General features: G+C 38.1%; 18 protein-coding genes. 13 read left to right on the plus strand and 5 right to left on the minus strand.

All coding sequences use genetic code 11. The features are described from left to right. Positions 1–82: 82 nt before the first annotated feature. The 3 genes from L1999_RS14650 (at position 83) to L1999_RS14660 (ending at position 3,368) form a co-directional block, all read left to right on the plus strand. The gene (locus L1999_RS14650; RefSeq protein ID WP_235739232.1) at positions 83–1,084 is read left to right on the plus strand and encodes a macro domain-containing protein; all 1,002 of its coding nucleotides are present in this window, start codon (positions 83–85) and stop codon (positions 1,082–1,084) included. 78 nt (positions 1,085–1,162) lie between these two features. Continuing rightward, positions 1,163–1,816, plus strand: a complete 654-nt coding sequence (locus tag L1999_RS14655) for a vWA domain-containing protein (protein ID WP_235739233.1) — start codon at positions 1,163–1,165, stop codon at positions 1,814–1,816. A 340-nt stretch (positions 1,817–2,156) separates the two neighbouring features. After that, positions 2,157–3,368 (plus strand): ATP-binding protein, encoded by a 1,212-nt coding sequence (locus L1999_RS14660; protein WP_275677701.1) that lies wholly within the window; start codon positions 2,157–2,159, stop codon positions 3,366–3,368. A 74-nt stretch (positions 3,369–3,442) separates the two neighbouring features. Here the strand turns inward: L1999_RS14660 and L1999_RS14665 are convergent, their stop codons facing one another. Further along, on the minus strand, positions 3,443–3,835 hold the full coding sequence (locus tag L1999_RS14665; protein WP_235739235.1) for an ABC transporter ATP-binding protein: 393 nt from the start codon (positions 3,833–3,835) through the stop codon (positions 3,443–3,445). 226 nt (positions 3,836–4,061) lie between these two features. On the opposite strand from L1999_RS14665, the gene L1999_RS14670 reads away from it, so the two are divergent. After that, complete coding sequence (locus tag L1999_RS14670; RefSeq protein ID WP_235739236.1) at positions 4,062–5,969, plus strand: 3'-5' exonuclease; 1,908 nt, start codon at positions 4,062–4,064, stop codon at positions 5,967–5,969. Positions 5,970–6,086: 117 nt separating this feature from the next. On the opposite strand, the gene L1999_RS14675 is transcribed toward L1999_RS14670, so the two are convergent. Then, positions 6,087–6,470 (minus strand): DUF1398 family protein, encoded by a 384-nt coding sequence (locus L1999_RS14675; RefSeq protein WP_235739237.1) that lies wholly within the window; start codon positions 6,468–6,470, stop codon positions 6,087–6,089. A 205-nt stretch (positions 6,471–6,675) separates the two neighbouring features. Between L1999_RS14675 and L1999_RS14680 the strand changes: the two genes are divergently transcribed. Beyond that, complete coding sequence (locus L1999_RS14680) at positions 6,676–7,398, plus strand: DUF2161 domain-containing phosphodiesterase (protein ID WP_235739238.1); 723 nt, start codon at positions 6,676–6,678, stop codon at positions 7,396–7,398. A 735-nt stretch (positions 7,399–8,133) separates the two neighbouring features. After that, on the plus strand, positions 8,134–9,381 hold the full coding sequence (locus L1999_RS14685; protein ID WP_235739239.1) for a Bcr/CflA family multidrug efflux MFS transporter: 1,248 nt from the start codon (positions 8,134–8,136) through the stop codon (positions 9,379–9,381). A gap of 117 nt (positions 9,382–9,498) precedes the next feature. On the opposite strand, the gene L1999_RS14690 is transcribed toward L1999_RS14685, so the two are convergent. Both L1999_RS14690 and L1999_RS14695 read right to left on the minus strand, forming a co-directional pair. Then, a complete protein-coding gene (locus tag L1999_RS14690) occupies positions 9,499–9,672 on the minus strand; it encodes a hypothetical protein (RefSeq protein WP_235739240.1) in 174 nt (57 codons plus the stop codon). A gap of 203 nt (positions 9,673–9,875) precedes the next feature. Next, positions 9,876–11,345 (minus strand): flavin monoamine oxidase family protein, encoded by a 1,470-nt coding sequence (locus L1999_RS14695; protein WP_235739241.1) that lies wholly within the window; start codon positions 11,343–11,345, stop codon positions 9,876–9,878. 214 nt (positions 11,346–11,559) lie between these two features. Between L1999_RS14695 and L1999_RS14700 the strand changes: the two genes are divergently transcribed. From L1999_RS14700 to L1999_RS14720, 5 genes are all read left to right on the plus strand, one after another. After that, entirely contained in the window at positions 11,560–12,372 is an 813-nt protein-coding gene (locus tag L1999_RS14700; protein ID WP_235739242.1) for a hypothetical protein, read from the plus strand. Between the two features lie 300 nt (positions 12,373–12,672). Then, positions 12,673–13,053 (plus strand): hypothetical protein, encoded by a 381-nt coding sequence (locus L1999_RS29880; protein WP_430539963.1) that lies wholly within the window; start codon positions 12,673–12,675, stop codon positions 13,051–13,053. A gap of 198 nt (positions 13,054–13,251) precedes the next feature. After that, positions 13,252–13,455 (plus strand): DUF1657 domain-containing protein, encoded by a 204-nt coding sequence (locus tag L1999_RS14710; RefSeq protein WP_235739243.1) that lies wholly within the window; start codon positions 13,252–13,254, stop codon positions 13,453–13,455. A 64-nt stretch (positions 13,456–13,519) separates the two neighbouring features. After that, complete coding sequence (locus L1999_RS14715) at positions 13,520–13,729, plus strand: DUF1657 domain-containing protein (RefSeq protein ID WP_430539964.1); 210 nt, start codon at positions 13,520–13,522, stop codon at positions 13,727–13,729. 16 nt (positions 13,730–13,745) lie between these two features. Further along, positions 13,746–14,606: a DUF421 domain-containing protein gene (locus L1999_RS14720; RefSeq protein WP_235739244.1), complete on the plus strand. Its 861-nt coding sequence runs from the start codon at positions 13,746–13,748 to the stop codon at positions 14,604–14,606. A 348-nt stretch (positions 14,607–14,954) separates the two neighbouring features. Here the strand turns inward: L1999_RS14720 and L1999_RS14725 are convergent, their stop codons facing one another. Further along, on the minus strand, positions 14,955–15,137 hold the full coding sequence (locus L1999_RS14725; protein WP_098527274.1) for a hypothetical protein: 183 nt from the start codon (positions 15,135–15,137) through the stop codon (positions 14,955–14,957). Positions 15,138–15,531: 394 nt separating this feature from the next. Between L1999_RS14725 and L1999_RS14730 the strand changes: the two genes are divergently transcribed. After that, positions 15,532–16,107, plus strand: a complete 576-nt coding sequence (locus tag L1999_RS14730; RefSeq protein WP_235739245.1) for a YitT family protein — start codon at positions 15,532–15,534, stop codon at positions 16,105–16,107. Between the two features lie 306 nt (positions 16,108–16,413). Continuing rightward, complete coding sequence (locus L1999_RS14735; RefSeq protein WP_235739246.1) at positions 16,414–17,388, plus strand: S8 family peptidase; 975 nt, start codon at positions 16,414–16,416, stop codon at positions 17,386–17,388.

Consider the following 17,388-nt stretch of genomic DNA (forward strand, 5'->3'; position numbering starts at 1 on the left):
ATTGGGGGATAACTTTTCTTTTGTTATAAAATAGGTGAGGAAGCAGGAGAACCGTCCCCATGCTTCAAGGAGGTAAACATTTATGCCGTTAGAGATGGTTCGCCATGATATTACGAAGATGAATGTGGATGCGATTGTGAATGCGGCGAATACGGGGCTGCTTATTGGCGGGGGTGTCTGTGGTGCGATTTTTCAGGCCGCAGGTGTCCGCGCGTTACAACAGGCATGTGATCAAATTGGCGGCTGCCACACGGGAGATGCGGTTATTACGGATGGGTTTAACTTAGATGCCAAATATATCATCCATACTCCAGGACCTATTTGGGAAGGAGGAAACCACCAGGAAGACGCATTATTAAAGGCTTGTTACCTTAACTCCTTGGAGTTGGCGAAAAATCATCAATGTGAATCGATTGCTTTTCCGTTAATATCAACGGGCATCTATGGTTTTCCAAAGGAACAAGCTTTACAGATTGCGGTTTCCGCCATCAGTTCCTTTTTACTAAACCATGATATACTAGTTTACCTAGTGGTTTTTGATAAACGTTCATTCGGGTTAACGAAGAAATTGTTTTCTTCGATTAATGAATACATCGATGAGCATTACGTAGAAGAAGCAGAAATTTCGTTTACTCGGAATCGAGAAGCGCCCTCTATATTAGAACAGCGGCAAGAAGCAGATATTCTCCAGCATGATTTGTTTCAAGAAGCAGAGTATTCCTTAGTTGAACTGTTAGACCAGCTCAATGAATCTTTTTCGGATCGGTTGTTACGGTTTATTGATGAGAAAGGCTTGACGGATGTCGAAACCTATAAACGGGCCAACATCGACCGGCGGTTATTCTCAAAAATTCGCAATGAAGTTGATTATACGCCGAAAAAGAAAACTGCTGTTGCGTTTGCGATTGCATTACAATTAAGTTTAGCGGAAACGAATGAGCTGCTCGAGGCGGCCGGCTATACCTTGTCACGCAGCAGTAAGTTTGATGTGATTATTGAGTTCTTTGTTGAACAAGCCAACTACAATATCCATGAAATTAATGGAGCCTTATTTGCTTTTGATCAGCCGATCCTCGGTGCTTAAAAATGTCGCTTTCCAAGCGACCAATCTCTCACTGTTGAATGGTATCCTTTGTTTATCAACGCACAAAGGATGATGATCATGAAAAACAATCTAACCGAATTAGTGTTTATTTTAGATCGGAGCGGCTCGATGGCAGGGCTAGAAGCGGATACGATCGGCGGCTATAATGCCATGTTAAAGAAACAGCAAAAAGCAGAAGGTGAAGCCATTGTCACGACCGTATTATTCGATCATCAATACGAGCTTTTACATGACCGGATCCATATCAAGGGCATATCCCTTCTTACAGAAAAGGATTATGAAGTAGGCGGCACCACTGCCTTATTCGACGCGATTGGCTTTACGATTCAAAAAATTGTCAATGTCCAAAAGCGAACGAGGAAGGGAGAACAGGCCGAAAAGGTACTGTTTGTCATTACCACAGACGGAATGGAAAATGCCAGCCGCGAATTTACAGCGGAGAAGATTAAAAAAATGGTTCACCATCAAAAAGAACACTATGGCTGGGATTTCTTGTTCCTGGGTGCGAATATTGACGCTATCTCAACAGCTGCACGATTTGGAATTGAGGAGGATTTCGCTGTCGATTACCATGCCGATGATGTCGGAACGCAATTAAATTATGAAGCGGTAAATGAAGCAGTCAGCAGCCTTCGAAGCGGCAAAAAGATTGATCGAAATTGGAAAAAAGGAATCGAGAGCGATTATAATCGGCGTTCGAGGAATAGATAGATCATCCTTTTATCCATGATTCTTATTAGAGATCGATTGATATGATTAAAGACGATAAGGTGTTAAATTTCTGAAGGGTTGCCTACGGTGATCCTTTTTCTTGTGGAGCAAACCTATAGGATCAGACAAAAAACTTTAATTACCTACATTTTTACCAACAAAAGTCGACAAAGGTTCATCATTTTAAGGTATAATTGGTATAATTAGGTACTATCTACCATGTTTGTAGGAATTGACCATTACAAAAATCGACCTATCTGGCAGGATTCAAATATAGAACACACGATGAAAGGTAACAAAGATGAGTATAATAAAGGATTTTTTGCTGCAGCTAACACTTATGGTAATACCCATATTTACTTACTACACCTTTTTGACAGAGTGGGTTAAGAGTAGGAGGAATAGAATCGCCCTCATGTCCATTTTATGGGGAATCTCTATCCTATTTTGCATGTCCTTCCCAGTGGATTTTGGGGAAAATGCACGGATCGAATTAAGAATTATTCCTTTCTTATTAGGGACTCTTTACGGAGGAGTTTGGCCAGGTATCTTCCTATCCGTTCTTATTATCCTTTATCGACTTTATTTTGGATTCAGTGTAGGATTTTATAATACGCTGCTTGTCCTATTATTTTCGCTGCCTGTTATCTTATTTTTTCAAAAATCATTTGCGCGTTCGAAAAAAGCTAAACGGGTCAAAATTGCGGTTGGCCTAGCCTTTTATTACTGTCTGATTGGCCTGACGATTTTTGGTATTCTAAGAGGTTTTACCATCGATTATCTGAAAGTACAGAGCATTCATCTTCTCTTTGCGGTGGTAGTTACTTGGTTCTTTACAGTTCTCAATGAAACCATCAGGGAGATTTACCAGTTACGGGCAGAGATGGAAAACACGGAAAAATTACGAGTGATCAGTGAGTTAACCAGTGTTTTCGCTCATGAAATTAGAAATCCGATGCAAGTGACGCGTGGTTTTCTGCAGCTTCTCAACGAACCTGAGTTGCCGAATGATAAGAAGAAATATTTGCAGCTATCCATTGAAGAATTAGATCGGGCGAATGAAATTATCAATGATTTTTTAACGTTAGGAAAACCCACTATCGATCATAACCAGAGAATCGACGTAAGTTATCAGGTACAACGCGTTGTGAATATCCTGCAAAGTTACTCCCAGAACCATAATGTCGAGATTAAAACCGATTTTTTGGATAACTGTTGGATTTATGCCAATCCTCAAAAATTAAACCAGTCGCTGATTAATATATTGAAAAATGCGATTGAGGCTATGCCGACTGGTGGAATGGTATGGGTTGGTTGTACGTCAACCGATGATGGATATATAAAGATTTGCATAAAGGACCAAGGCATTGGTATGACTAGAGCGCAAATTGATCGACTTGGGTCTCCGTTTTATTCCTTAAAAGAAAGTGGGACAGGACTGGGAATGATGGTCAGTTATCAAATTGTCCGATCATTCAAAGGCAAAATTCAAGTCAATAGTGAAGAGGGAAAGGGGACAGAATTTATCATTCTTTTGCCCCGGATACCCTAATGATAAAGGCTAAGAGCGAACATCCCTTGGATGTTTGCTCTTAGCCTTTATTTTTTTCTAATGAGGATAAACTTTTAAAAGGAAGGTTTATCAAACTTTCTCTTTAGGACACCTTTTTTGACCAGGTTGACGAGAATCCCTTTATTTTTAAATTTGTTGTAGGCTATTAATCTATTTAAATCCTTCACAGTCAACTTAGCCGTATCGATGGCCAGTTCAAAATTCCTTGTCTTCTCAATTAAGGTTAGAGCAAATTCAACCTGTTTAGGTGTTAACGAGTAGTCCTCTTGATCTTGTGCTTGAACCGCAGAATTCACTTTTTCTGTCACTGATTGCTCAATTGTCGCCGCGTGCTCCCTTAACTTGGCCGCTACGATTGCCTCAACCTGCTCTTGGCTGACCGATTTTACCTCTGGCTGGGGAGGTTTTTGATTTGTATTTCGTAACCTTTCTAGGATTCCCTTCAACAATATTGACACATCGCTTTCTTTTCTATTTCCATTTATATGTAGGTAAGTTATTCCTTGTAATCTATTATTAAAGCATTGCAGCGAAAAAACAATACTTTTGGAGTAATTTGTTGCTAGATTTTGTAGAAAAACCAGGATTTAAAAGGTATTTAATGTAATTATTTAGGTGAATGTTCCTAATTGTAGTATAATGGAGAAAAATGCAAATTTTGGAGCGGTTATTATGGCAGTTACGATTCCCGAATCGATCCGTTCGTCCGCTACGGCTGGTGAACGTTTATTATTTCGGACTTTAAAAACCTTTTTACCCGATGATTATATTGTCTACTATGAACCTGAAATCCAAGGAAAGAGACCTGATTTTGTCATTATTGGTCCGGATCTAGGGATTGTGGTTCTTGAAGTTAAGGATTACACGAAAAATACCTTGCTGCAGGTTAATCACGATGAATGGCATATTGTAGCCACTTCAGAGGAGCAAGCAATCATCAAAAGCCCTATGAAACAAGCACGTGATTATACATTTCATCTGGTAGACGTATTAAAAAAAGATAAAAACCTTATCCAGCTAGACGGGAAATATAAATTTAATTTAAAGTTTCCCTATGGTCATGGAGTTGTTTTTACAAGAATGACTTCCAAAGATTTTATTAAACATAACCTATATACAGTCATTGAACCAAATCTTTGCTTAACCAGAGATGAGATCGATCCAGACAAGGAAGAGTTTTCCGAAGAAATTCTCATGGAGAAGATCTTAAATATGTTTGTTGTCCCATTCCGTTTAAAAGAACCTCTTTCAATGGAGGATATTAATGCGATTCGCTATCATCTATTCCCGGAAGTTCGTATTAGTGCGGAATTTAAAGCACCGATCCCTTATCAAGATCAACTTTTATTATCGTTACATGATATCAAAACGATGGACCTTCATCAGGAAAACTTGGCAAAGCAAATCGGTGATAAAAACCGCTTAATTCGAGGCGTTGCTGGCAGTGGTAAAACGATCATTTTAGCGAGCCGGGCAAAGATGTTGTTAAAACAAAATCCAAATTGGAAGATTCTCATTCTTTGCTATAATATCTCACTTGCGAATTCTATCCAGCAGATGATCCATCATATGTTAAATGAACCTGAGGATTTATTTGATTTTGATCCGAATGCGAAGGCAGTCCAAAATCAGAACATTATTGTCCGTAATTTTCATGCCTGGTTGAAGAATGATTTAAAAATTAAAGAGAACAATCTTTCTCAAATCATTGAAAAAATCGAACAAAGGGAGACGATTCTTCCCACCTATGACGCCGTTCTAATTGACGAAGGCCAGGATTTTGAAGCAGATTGGCTCCGTTTGGTTAGTTTACTGATTAATGCCGATACACAGTCACTTTTATTAGTAGAAGACAGGGCGCAAACCATTTATAAGCGGAAGCGGTCTTATTTACAAGATACCGGGTTAAGTTTTCAGGGCAGATCAAAGGTGTTATCGATTAATTATCGTAATACCTCCCAAATTGTAAAATTTGCATGGGACTTTTACCGTAAGCATTCGGTGTTTAAAAGTAAGGTCGTGAACCGCGAGCTTGATGGTGAAATCATTGCTCCCCAAAGTACGAAAAGAAAAGGCCCAGAACCTGGGATAATCAAAGCAGCCAATTTTTTTGATGAGATGAGGCTGGTTTCCAGGCAAATAAAGAAGCTTCATGAAGAGCGAAAAGTGCCGCTTGATGAAATTCTAATTCTATATCGTGTTAAACGAAACCATAAGTATCCGATCATCGACTTGATTAAACGATCGTTAGATGAATATAAGATTCCATTCTATTGGATCACAGAGAATGATGTTTCCAAGCGTTCTTTTAAAAAAGATGATGGAAAAGTGAAGATTAGTACCATTGATAGCAGCAAGGGGCTTGATTTTCAGGCCGTCTTTATTGTTAATGTTGATTCGATGCCGTTTCCATTAGAAGAAGATAAGGAAAGAGAAGTTTCTCTTTTATACATAGGGATGACAAGAGCAAAGCAATTTCTTTGCCTGTCATATTCAGGTGAATCTGAGTTTACTAACTATCTGGATGCTAAACTATTGGAGAGGAAACAGCTGAAGGATGGAATAGTAATAGTAAATTAAACTAGGAAAAAACAAACTCTAGATTCCTGAAAACCTAAAATCCCCTGATTTTTCAATTCAGGGGATTTTAGATTATTAGTTAAATGAGCGATGCCCAATGGTAACGATAGTGCAAGATTACGTTTGAAGTTGTTCCACGATTTGTTCACCATTCATCCCAAGGTAAATTGCTCTCTTTTCGTTAATATTCACGTTATAAGTCTTAATTCCTGCGTTAGCTATCTCTCTAAGAAAGTCCAAAAAGGGGATGGTCATGTTTCCAATGACTTGTAGTGCCTGATCTCGATCAAAGTCTTTTGAAATCACAAAGTCAACTTGAGGATCCGTTTTTAGCTCTGAGTGTTCACTTTTGTAGGTCGCTTCACCCGTAGCAACATCAATATCGTATTCTGTAACCCCGCTATTAGCTAATTCATCCAAAAATTCCACAAAGCTGGTCTTTCCTGTGCTTCTTCTTTCAATAATCTTATGCAACTCTTTCTCCGTTAAATTGTCATTCATGATCTTTCCTCCATCATAGCGATTGTCTTCATCATTTTAACCTTAATAAGGTAAAAGCAATCACCACAAAGATGTTGAGTAATTCATTTTAACCTTTTCCAAAAACAAAATATGGGTTAAATTATAAGTTATGAAACTCATTACTTTGATACAAAAAGAAGTTTGAACATCAAATTGTTAGGTTTGAATTGGATGGTGATCACGGATGACGGAAACAAAAAAGCTGCAAGAGATGGATTTATATAAACCAATTCAGACATTTTTCGCAAAAGAAGGCTACGAAGTTTACGGTGAAGTAAAAGATTGTGATATCGTTGCCGTAAAAGATGACGAAATCGTTGTGATTGAATTGAAGCTTACGTTAAGTGTTGATTTGCTTATCCAGGCGGCCAAACGCCAGCGAATAACAGATCAAGTTTATATTGCCATCCCCAAACCAAAGCATCGTTTAAATTCTCGAAAGTGGGCGGATAAATGCCACTTGATTAGAAGGCTGGAACTGGGGTTAATTTTGGTTTCAAGCCCATCAAAACGAGGGAAGGCAGAGGTAGTATTTCATCCATCGACGTTTAACCGCCGTAAGAGTATGGGGCAAAGCAAAGTAAAGAGAGCAGCTGTGTTGAAGGAAATTAATGGGCGAAGTGCAGACTTCAATGTGGGCGGCAGCAATCGAACCAAAATCATGACTGCCTATAAAGAGAATTGTATCATGATTGCTTGTTATCTAATGGATTTGGGTCCCTTATCTCCGAAAGCATTAATGCAATTAGGAACGGGCGACAAAACTTCCTCCATTCTTGTTAAAAACTATTATCGTTGGTTTGAAAGAATTAAGAGAGGTACCTATGTGATAAGCGAAAAGGGCAGGGAAGAAATAAAAGAATATCCTGATCTTTTGAATTATTATTTAAATAGTTTAAAAAACTAGCAATTACATACACTTGGGATGGACCTTGGTACTTCAGACGGAAAACTCTGAAAATAGGTCAGCTTTGAACAGTATAAGGAAAAATTATATCTGGTGTACCCGAAGTCGAGGCATCTTCGGACAGCAGAAAGCTAAATTTCTTCTGTCCTGTCCGAAGTCGAGGCATCTTCGGACAGCGGCTGGCTAAATTTCCTCAGTTCTGTCCGAAGTCGTGGCATCTTCGGACAGCAGGTGGCCAAATTTCTTCAGTCCTGAACGAAGTCGTGGCGTCTTCGGACAGCTGATAGTTCTGACCGAGGTTAGGAATTCTTCTTACAAATAAGTTTTCCGACAGGCTATAAAAAAAGCTCGGTTTCCCGAGCGTTTTTTTGCTAATTCACTTGCTAATTTTCGTACGAATCGATAACTGAACTACTTAGGCTATTTCCCAAGCTCCTTTTATCTGATTTCGAACGTAATATTTAGGTATTAAACTGTCCTTTACCTCGAACAAATTAATAATTTGATTCAAATAAATTTAATTGTTTACCACTGAGCAATATCGGGTTATAATAAACATTATTTTATTTAGGATGTCGAAATAATTGGAAAAGTTCTTTCGTTACATTAGGGAACAATTGGGTACAGACATATAGGAGGGGATTCTATAAATCATCCAATTTGCAGACAACAGGGGTAATGTAACGAAAAAAGATACAACATAAGAAAATACTTTTTTTAGAAAGGCGATGGACATTGAATAAACCGAGTGGAAAGAAACGAATACAGCTGGCAATACTTTTAGGATCACTTGGACTTTTGGGACCTTTTACAATTGATACGTATTTACCATCCTTTCCAACGATTGTAAAAGATTTTGATACTACCGCATCACTGGTACAGATTAGTTTAACATCCTGCTTACTAGGCTTGGGATTGGGGCAATTAGTGATAGGTCCTTTGAGTGATGTAAAAGGACGCAGGAAACCCTTGCTATTGTTTATCACCTTGTACTTACTGGCTTCCATAACATGCTCGTTTGCGCCAAATATTTATTTCCTTATCATCGCGCGTTTAGTCCAGGGCTTTGCTGCAGCAGGTGGACTGGTCATCTCGAGAGCGATTGTTCGAGATCTTTTCAGCGGAAGGGAACTGACCAAGTTCTTTACGATGATGGTGTTAGTCGGGAACCTCGGGCCAATCGTGGCACCGATTGCTGGAGGGGGGATCCTTGCTTTTTCCAATTGGCATGGCGTTTTTGTTGTTTTGGCCTGTATCGGCGCGGTGTTGCTCTTCGTTGTTTCATTAAAATTAGAAGAAACATTACCTGAAGAAAACCGTGTTCCAAGTAATTTACCACAAATTATGAAGAATTTTGGTTCTTTATTCAGGGATCGAACATTCATGGGGTACGCACTGATACAAGGTTTTACGACGGCAGGGATCTTTGCCTATGTATCTGGAATTCCATTTGTCTATCAGAATATTTATGGAGTAACTCCACAGCAATTTAGTTTATTATTCGGGACAAATGGGGTAGCGTTAATTATTGGGAGCCAGCTGGTCGGCCGCTTTGCTGACGTGATTTCGGAGCGGACGTTCTTAAAGATTGGCTTAGCCCTTTCTAATCTAGCCGGGGCTTGGTTACTAATCGCCTTGCTCTTAAAAGCTCCGCTTCTGGCTGTCGCGATTCCCATTTTCTTTTTTATCGGTTCGATCAGTATTATTGGAACCACATCGTTTGCTTTAGCGATTGAAACGCAAGGCCATATTGCCGGCAGTGCTTCCGCCTTATTAGGATTATTGCCATTTGTTCTGGGCTCATTAGCGGCTCCACTTGTGGGCGTTGCAGGGGCGTTTACAGGTGTTCCTATGGGCGTGATCATCTTTGCTGCAAGTTTTCTGGCCTTCCTTTGCTATTATGGATTAGTAAGAAGAGCTTCTCTAAAAATGCAGCTCTCCAAGGACCAGTGTGCATTAAAGAAAACCGTTTCTAAAATATAAATAAAAAGGAGAACACATTTCATCAATCGGTGAATGTGTTCTCCTTTATTTGTCTACTATTAATCTTAATAAGAACATAAAGGTAGGATGTTTCCTTTCTTTATTATTTATTTAAGGTTAATCCGTATATCTAACACCTTTTAACATCATACCGACATTGATTTTCGCATCTTGGACAATATTTTTTCGAAATTCTTTTGCTTTCTTAAAAGCTTCCATCATTCCTGATGCTAATATCTTAATCTCTCTTGTTCCGACTGGTTCTTCTAGTAAGAAAATATATTCTTTCATGCTGTTTCACCTTTCTAGTTGTAATTTTAATATAATTATATAGGATATTGTAAGCGATTACCACTATTTTTTGTGAACGTTTTCAAAAAAATATAAGGACGTGTTAAATTTTTCACATCTCAGTGTACTATTGGAGGGAGAATGCTTGATATTGAATAAACTAAAAGGTTGCTCGTATCTCAAGCAACCCTTCCTATCGGTGATTATTTTGGCAGATCATTCACTTCATAAGCTACGCGGATTCCCGATTCAATGGCACCTTGCATCCACCCATGAGTAATGGTCGTATGTTCACCCGCAAAGTGGACTCTTCCTTCCGGTCTGGTGATATAAGGAAACAACTCATTTTCCTGACCCGGTTCGAAAGTGGCTAACGCTCCAGTCGAGTAGGGATTATCGACCCAGCTAAAAGAAGTTCCAACGATATACTCAGAATAAACTTGGTCTCCATAAATCTCAGCTAAGTTCCGTAAAGCATATTGAATGCGGTCCTCATCTGATAAGCCATCCCATGTCAAAGCCTCATCCGCCCATGTATAACTGGCCACCACAACAGCAGGTCCACTTGTCCCAATCCCCTGACTCGGGTAATAGGTGAAGCGGATCGGTAGGTCCGTTATCGACTTACCTCCACGTTGATTGAACCGTTCCCAAAACCTGCTTTTAAATTCTATTCCGATTTTGGTTGCTGCCATATAATTCAATTCCCGAATCGCTCGCCGCTTATAGTAGGAAAAAGAATGGTAGGGCTCTACTTGAACAAATCTAAGTACGGAAAAGGGAATGGTGATGATGGCAAGATCACTGGTGATGGTGGAAGGAGCTAATGTTTTAGGATGGGAGGAATGGATCGATACACTAGTGGGATGTTGGCTAATTTTAGTCATCCTTTGATTCAATCGAATGACATCCTTTAATTGTGGTAGAAAAGCTTTCGGAAGCAAATCCATTCCACCGGTGATCTCATAGTAACGAGTTGTTCGGAATTGCGAGGCTTCTCGCAAAACTTCAAGAAAGGACATTCCCATATAGGCTTCATAATCAAGGAGCACACCAATCATATCAACCGCTCCATCTGAAAATGTCGTTCCATATTGATAATGATAAAATTTTAGGAACGAGCCAAAGGTGTAATCACTAAATTCTTTTTCAATGAAGCGCCAATTTTTTTGAGGATCTTTGTTAATAAAATCGACAATGGGCTGTAAAGCTAAATTTAACAGGTCTTCGGCGCTTTTCCCTTTTTCGTTTGGGGCTACAGGAAAATGAAGCATATCTGGATAACGTTCAAAAATGTTCAGTCGTGTTTTGATTCCGTTGACATAAAGAATATCGACATCGGTTCGGTTAATAAATACGTTTAAATTTAACCCGAATTTCTTACAATACTCGAAGGTTAACTCATGTGATTCCGGAATACGCATCGGTCCAGCGTTCATATACAGGCCGTTGTGAAAAGGGGAACGGATGGTATAGATGCGGCCGCCTACATTGTCACTGGCTTCCAGGAGGATGATATTATGACCGGCATCTTTCAATAGGGAAGCGGCAACCAGTCCTGCTATCCCGGCTCCGACGATCGTAATATTCTTCGGTACTTTTGACTTATTCAGCCCGTTTCTAATTATGCTGATCATTTGTGGAGTTGTTAACGGATTATATTGATCAGGCATCCCATCCCCCCTTGTAAATAATTTAATACATTGTATTCACCTATAGAGGCACCTATGTGTTTTGGAGGATTTTGAGCCATGATTAGGGATGTATATTTTCAAAAGGTCTTGGGATAGCATGCTTTTCATAGGACTACTCTATTTTCTTGTTAGGATTATGGTTATAATAAATTTAAGATTTTGTGGAAAAGGAGATTTCTCGGAGGGGATTAGTATGACAGTCATACCAGTACAGCAGCGCGATAATGTCAGTTCGTATCAAAATCTTCGTTCCTTATATGAACAAAATATCACTGTTAATAGTATTGCCGAACATTTAGATACATGTAAGCTGCATGATGATGCTAATGCTATTAAACAGATGATGGTAACGAAAGACTTTGATATTTTGGGTGTAGAAGAGAACGGAATTGTCATTGGTTATGTAGTAAGAGAGGAGCTGCGCGAAGGAACCTGTAAAGAATCCTATCGTAGGTTTAGTCCGACTGAGCTTGTATCAGAATCCACGTCACTTTTACAGACGCTGTTTATTTTCAAAGAAATCGAACGAATTTTTATTCTAGAAGGGAATCGAATAACAAAAGTGGTCACCTTGGCGGACCTACAAAAGCAGCCGATTCGGATGCTGCTTTTTGGATTGATTTCCTTATTAGAGATGCATTTATATCGGATTATAAATGATTATTTTCCAAATGATACCTGGAAGCACCATTTAAATTCTAATCGGATCAAATTTGCGGAAGATCTCTATGCTCTTCGAAAATCCAAAAATGAAGCGATTCAATTAAGTGATTGCTTGCAGATTTGCGATAAAAGAGACATCGTCCTAAATGAGGATTCATTGAGAGAACAGTTGGGGATTGAGAACAAGACGAAGGGGAAACAGTTTTTCAAAAAGCTGGAAGAACTTCGGAACAATCTGGCTCATTCTCAGGATATCAACACGGAAAACTCTTGGAATGAAACGTTCTCCTTAATCGAACAGACAGAAAATATATTAGAGAAATGTGAAAAGATAAAGAAGTAATTTGAAGTTGGTGCTAGACAATAGCGCCAACTTTTTTATATAACTAGGTACAATGACATTAGGATGTAGTCGTTCATAAGTTTAAAAAGCTACTGTCTATATTCATTAAGTGACCATGCTTTTCAGCCGTATATGGATTAGATTTTACACCTATCCACCAAAATATTACGACATAATTGTAAGGGTCTTTTAGGAAATCCATGATAATTGGGTAATACCGATTAGGTTGGACAAAATATGTTATGGGAATGGTGCAAACCTGAGTTAGCTCATTCCTATACAACAAGGGAGTGAAAATAGATGACTGAAAATAACGAACGCAATCAATATGGTAGAAACGCTACGAATCAAGCTGATAACAATGCAACGAACCAAGCTGATAACAATGCAACAAACCAAGCAGGCAACAATGCAACAAACCAAGCAGGCAACAATGCAACAAACCAAGCTGGTAACAATGCAACGAACCAAGGCGGAAGTGACGTTGGTGAAGCGGTAGGTACGGTAGGCGGCGGTGCAGCTGGGGCAATGGTTGGATCTATTTTAGGACCAATCGGTACTGTTGCAGGTGGACTTGCAGGCGGTGCACTTGGAAACCAAATCGGTGAAGAAGCTGGCGGGGATAACAATGCTTCTAAAAACCGAAATGCCACCAATAACAGCGGTTCTATGAACGAGTAGTAGGTATAATGTTATCTTAAAAAGATTTCAGCCAGATCATAACGGTTAATTCCGTCATAGTCTGGCTGATTTTTTTCGTAAGTAAACAGTCTTGCTAAGATTATAAATTTATTGAAAACTTTTCCACTAATACTTTCTCATTTATAAACAGAGAATACATTTGTTAATGAAATTATAATCAAGGGAGGGGAATGAAAGTTGACAGTTGTTACTCAAGTAAATCAAACTTTAGCGGGTTTAAAAAGTGCACAAGCTAGTTTTGAAACCTTTGCTTTACAAACTGAAAATAAAAAGGCAAAGCAATTGTATCAAAATGCTGCAGAACAAACTCAATCGATTATTGACAGTCTAGTACCGCGTTTAGAGGAAATACAAAAAGAAGAACCACAATATAATCAGTAAATGATGGGTTGGCTTATGCTAACCCCTTTTCTAGTAAAAAAAAGTTCTAAACGATAGGAAGTTCATGATGACGATATATTCCAACGTAAAACAATGCTTAGTATCGATCAAAGGAATTGAAGCACAACTTTCAACTTTTGCTTTAAATTCCCAGGATGAAAAAGCTCAAGAAACATTTCACAATGCCATGTTAATAGTAGGAGAAGTGAAAGAAGATTTACAAAAACGGATTACTGAATTGGAAGTTCAAGAACCTCAATATAAACCATCTTAAGCTCGAGGTGAAATATGTGATTGATTGGGTTGAAGTTGCCTTACGGTCATTGTTGTTTATTGCTGTATTATTTTTAATGACCAAACTTGTGGGTTCTAAACAAATTTCTCAGCTTTCTTTTTTTGAATATATCTCAGGTATTACAATTGGCAGTGTAGCCGCTGAAGTTATTACCGGTGTTGATGTAAAAATCATGCATGGAATTATTGTGCTTATTCTTTTTGGAGGGATCACCTACGCTGTTGATGTTCTTTCTTTAAAGAGTAAAAAATTTAGAGATTTCGCAGAAGGAAAATCAACTGTCTTTATTAAAGATGGGAAGGTAATGGAAGACAGCTTAAAAAAGAAATATTACAGCATTGATGATTTAAATTCATTACTAAGGAAACAAAATGTGTTTAAAGTAGCAGATGTAGAGTTTGCCGTTTTAGAACAAAATGGGGACTTAAATGTTCTCTTAAAAAAAGAAAATCAACCGGTTACTCTAAAAGATTTAAATATAAAGGTTGGGAATGAAAAAGTTCCTCAGACGGTCATAATGGACGGGAAAATTATGGATCATTCTCTTACAGAAGCCAAAAAGAACCGTGAGTGGTTAGATATTGAATTAAAAAAACTTGGTGTCATGCTTGATAATGTATTTATGGCACAAGTAGATTCATATGGACAATTAACCATAGATGTTTATGATGACAAAATCAAAATCCCGTCTCCACAACAAAAGCCTTTATTAATGTCATCATTAAAAAAATGCCAAGCCGATCTAGAATCTTTTTCGTTACAAACTGATTCTAAAGCTGCGAAAAAATTATATAAGGAAAATGCCGAAAAATTGCAAGATGCCATTGATTTACTTATTCCTTATTTAAAAGGTTAAGCTTTGAATAAAAATAGTAAGGGTAGAAATGATCCTTATTATGGTTCATTTGGTTACCCTATGATGGGCTATGGTTATCATCCTTATGGTTACGGTTTTCACCATCACCATTATCCTTTCCATGGTGGTTTTGGATTCTACCATTCTTGGCATCACGGATACTGTTTTTAAAGGAAAATAGATTATCTGGGGAGGATATGGGGTAGCCCGATCCTCTACTACATACTTTTGAAATCCTTTTTCTGAAAATGATTTATCCAAAAATATTTTGATAAATCTCTTAACTTTATGAACGGCTTAAAAAAAGAAGGTAATTCTACCTTCCTAATCATTTTTAACCAATGAATTTTACGTTCGCTGAATGGTAGAGAGTGAGAAATTTTTCACCATCTTTTGCAAGTTCCGATGACCTTCTCTTAATTTTATCGTTTCTTCGATGATTTTTTGAAATCCTTCCAAATCCCGATCAGATGCATTTAATAAAGACTTTGGAAGACCTTCGACGAGTTGTTGTAGGGTTAGTTCATTCAAGGATATACCACCTTTCAACTTATTCGTAAGACATCTGTTCTGTCTTATTTTTAATATTTTGTATAGAGATGATTTTTTCCTGCCCCCACGTTATAAAACTTATCTACATGAATCTCCATATTTTATAAAGAATAGAAAAAATACTCCTTTTTCTTGCAAATTAAGACGGTAAATCCAAGCAGGCTTCTGCTAATTGTAGAAAAATATTATTCTCAATTGTCTTTATTTTTGTATCGCAATTTAAGCTATTTATGCTTTGGAACTATTATATGAATCATTTATTTTTTTCAAAAACAATTTAATAGGATTTCAGAGAGAGCAAATCAATTGCTTAGTGCAAAATGATTCTTAATTTAACAGAGGAGACATAATATAAGTTAAAAGCTAAAATAAGGTGATTGTTATTCTTCAAAAATTTGTCGCTACTCTTATCGGGAGTTTATTATTAGGAATTGGGGTAAATGGATTTTTAGTTCCTAACCACTTGATCGATGGGGGAATCATCGGAATAGCTCTTATTCTTCATTACTATTTTGAAGTTCAGATAGGAATGACAATGTTTATATTAAGTCTTCCAATTTGCATGCTTTCATCAGTATTTTATAAAGGATATTTTTTTAATAGTTTGCAAGGGTTATTGATTTCTTCTTTATTTATCGATTTACTTTCTCCAATCAGTTCCCAATTCGATGTTTCTAGCTTAGAAGGTGCTTTAATTGGAGGAGTTTTAATCGGTGTAGGAGTGGCACTTATGCTTAGATATGAGACAAGCACTGGGGGAACTGATTTACTCGCTAAAGTTATTTCAAAAACTACTTCGGTCAATATTGCAATTGTTATTATATTAATTGACGGGCTTATCGTCTTGGCGGGGTTTGCTTTATTTGATTTAGAAAGATTTCTTTGTTCTTGTCTGGCAATCGTAATAATCGATTTAATCACCTCATTAATGGTAAAAAAAATTGAATAGATCTATAACATTGTAGAATTAGTAAAAAACGACCGTATAAAGGAAAAAGGACTTAAGTTAAGTGTTGAAGCTGAAAAAGAGTTGCTTGGCGACTCTTTTTTTTGTGTTATATTAACAGGTCAGTCTAAGCTTTCATTTTCCAATATTTTTGTATAAATAGTAGCAGAAAAGGGCAGATATCATAAAATAGGAGAATAGAACAGGAACAAATGTACGTAAAAAGAATCTGTTTTAAGAGAACAGAAAGGGTTACACTATTAGTATCATCCTAGAATCACTTCAATGAAACTATCAGGAGGGGATAATATGGAACGAAAAGTACGCTTAATTCCTTACCGATTGATTGCTGAGGTAGAAGAAGTAACCGAGGTGCCAAAGGGAATCGAAATGATTCAGGCCCCAAAGGTCTGGGAACAAACAAAAGGAAAGGGCATGACCGTTGCGATCCTCGATACCGGCTGTGATGTCACTCATCCTGACTTGAAAGAACGGATTATCGGCTGCAGGAATTTCACGAATGATGATAATGGGAATAAAGAGGTTTATCGGGATTATAATGGTCACGGGACCCATGTAGCTGGCACAATCGCAGCGACAGAAAATCAACAAGGGGTTGTCGGCGTTGCTCCAGAAGCTAATCTATTAATTGTCAAGGTCCTCGATAAAAACGGGTCGGGCCAATACGAATGGATTATTAATGGAATCTACTATGCAATTGAACAAAAGGTTGATGTTATTTCGATGAGTCTGGGCGGTCCTGAGGATGTTCCAGCGTTACATGAAGCCATTCAAAAGGCAGTCGAGAATCATATTCTTGTCGTATGTGCGGCCGGCAATGAAGGGGATGGACAGGATGCTACCAATGAATTTGATTATCCTGGATCATACAATGAAGTAATCAGTGTGGGAGCCATCAACCTGGACCGACGAATCTCTGACTTTAGTAATTCCAATAATGAAGTCGATCTCGTCGCTCCTGGCGAAACGATTCTGTCCACTTATTTGGATGGGAAGTATGCGAAGCTCAGTGGAACGTCCATGGCCACTCCGCATGTCTCCGGTGCATTAGCGCTTATCAAAGCGATTGCGACCGAATCCTTTGAGAGAGATTTAACTGTGACTGAACTCTATGCGCAATTAATCAAAAGAACGGTTCCCCTCGGTGATTCACCTAAGTTAGAAGGAAATGGGCTGCTATTTCTAACGACCGCTGATTATTTAAAGCAAGTATTCAGTAATCAGGTTAAAGCAGCGGTGGCTGAAGTTTTAGTGAAAAACTAG

It is taken from the genome of Neobacillus drentensis (assembly GCF_021560175.1).
GTDB classification, from domain to species: domain Bacteria; phylum Bacillota; class Bacilli; order Bacillales; family Cytobacillaceae; genus Neobacillus; species Neobacillus drentensis_A.

Excerpts from the sequence above, each read along its gene's own strand:
- L1999_RS14650 (WP_235739232.1), top strand. The coding sequence starts at position 83 with ATGCCGTTAGAGATGGTTCGCCATGATATTACGAAGATGAATGTGGAT.
- L1999_RS14655 (WP_235739233.1), top strand. The coding sequence starts at position 1,163 with ATGAAAAACAATCTAACCGAATTAGTGTTTATTTTAGATCGGAGCGGC.
- L1999_RS14660 (WP_275677701.1), top strand. The coding sequence starts at position 2,157 with ATGGTAATACCCATATTTACTTACTACACCTTTTTGACAGAGTGGGTT.
- L1999_RS14670 (WP_235739236.1), top strand. The coding sequence starts at position 4,062 with ATGGCAGTTACGATTCCCGAATCGATCCGTTCGTCCGCTACGGCTGGT.
- L1999_RS14675 (WP_235739237.1), bottom strand. The coding sequence starts at position 6,470 with ATGAATGACAATTTAACGGAGAAAGAGTTGCATAAGATTATTGAAAGA.
- L1999_RS14680 (WP_235739238.1), top strand. The coding sequence starts at position 6,676 with ATGACGGAAACAAAAAAGCTGCAAGAGATGGATTTATATAAACCAATT.
- L1999_RS14690 (WP_235739240.1), bottom strand. The coding sequence starts at position 9,672 with ATGAAAGAATATATTTTCTTACTAGAAGAACCAGTCGGAACAAGAGAG.
- L1999_RS14695 (WP_235739241.1), bottom strand. The coding sequence starts at position 11,345 with ATGCCTGATCAATATAATCCGTTAACAACTCCACAAATGATCAGCATA.
- L1999_RS14700 (WP_235739242.1), top strand. The coding sequence starts at position 11,560 with ATGACAGTCATACCAGTACAGCAGCGCGATAATGTCAGTTCGTATCAA.
- L1999_RS29880 (WP_430539963.1), top strand. The coding sequence starts at position 12,673 with ATGACTGAAAATAACGAACGCAATCAATATGGTAGAAACGCTACGAAT.
- L1999_RS14715 (WP_430539964.1), top strand. The coding sequence starts at position 13,520 with ATGATGACGATATATTCCAACGTAAAACAATGCTTAGTATCGATCAAA.
- L1999_RS14735 (WP_235739246.1), top strand. The coding sequence starts at position 16,414 with ATGGAACGAAAAGTACGCTTAATTCCTTACCGATTGATTGCTGAGGTA.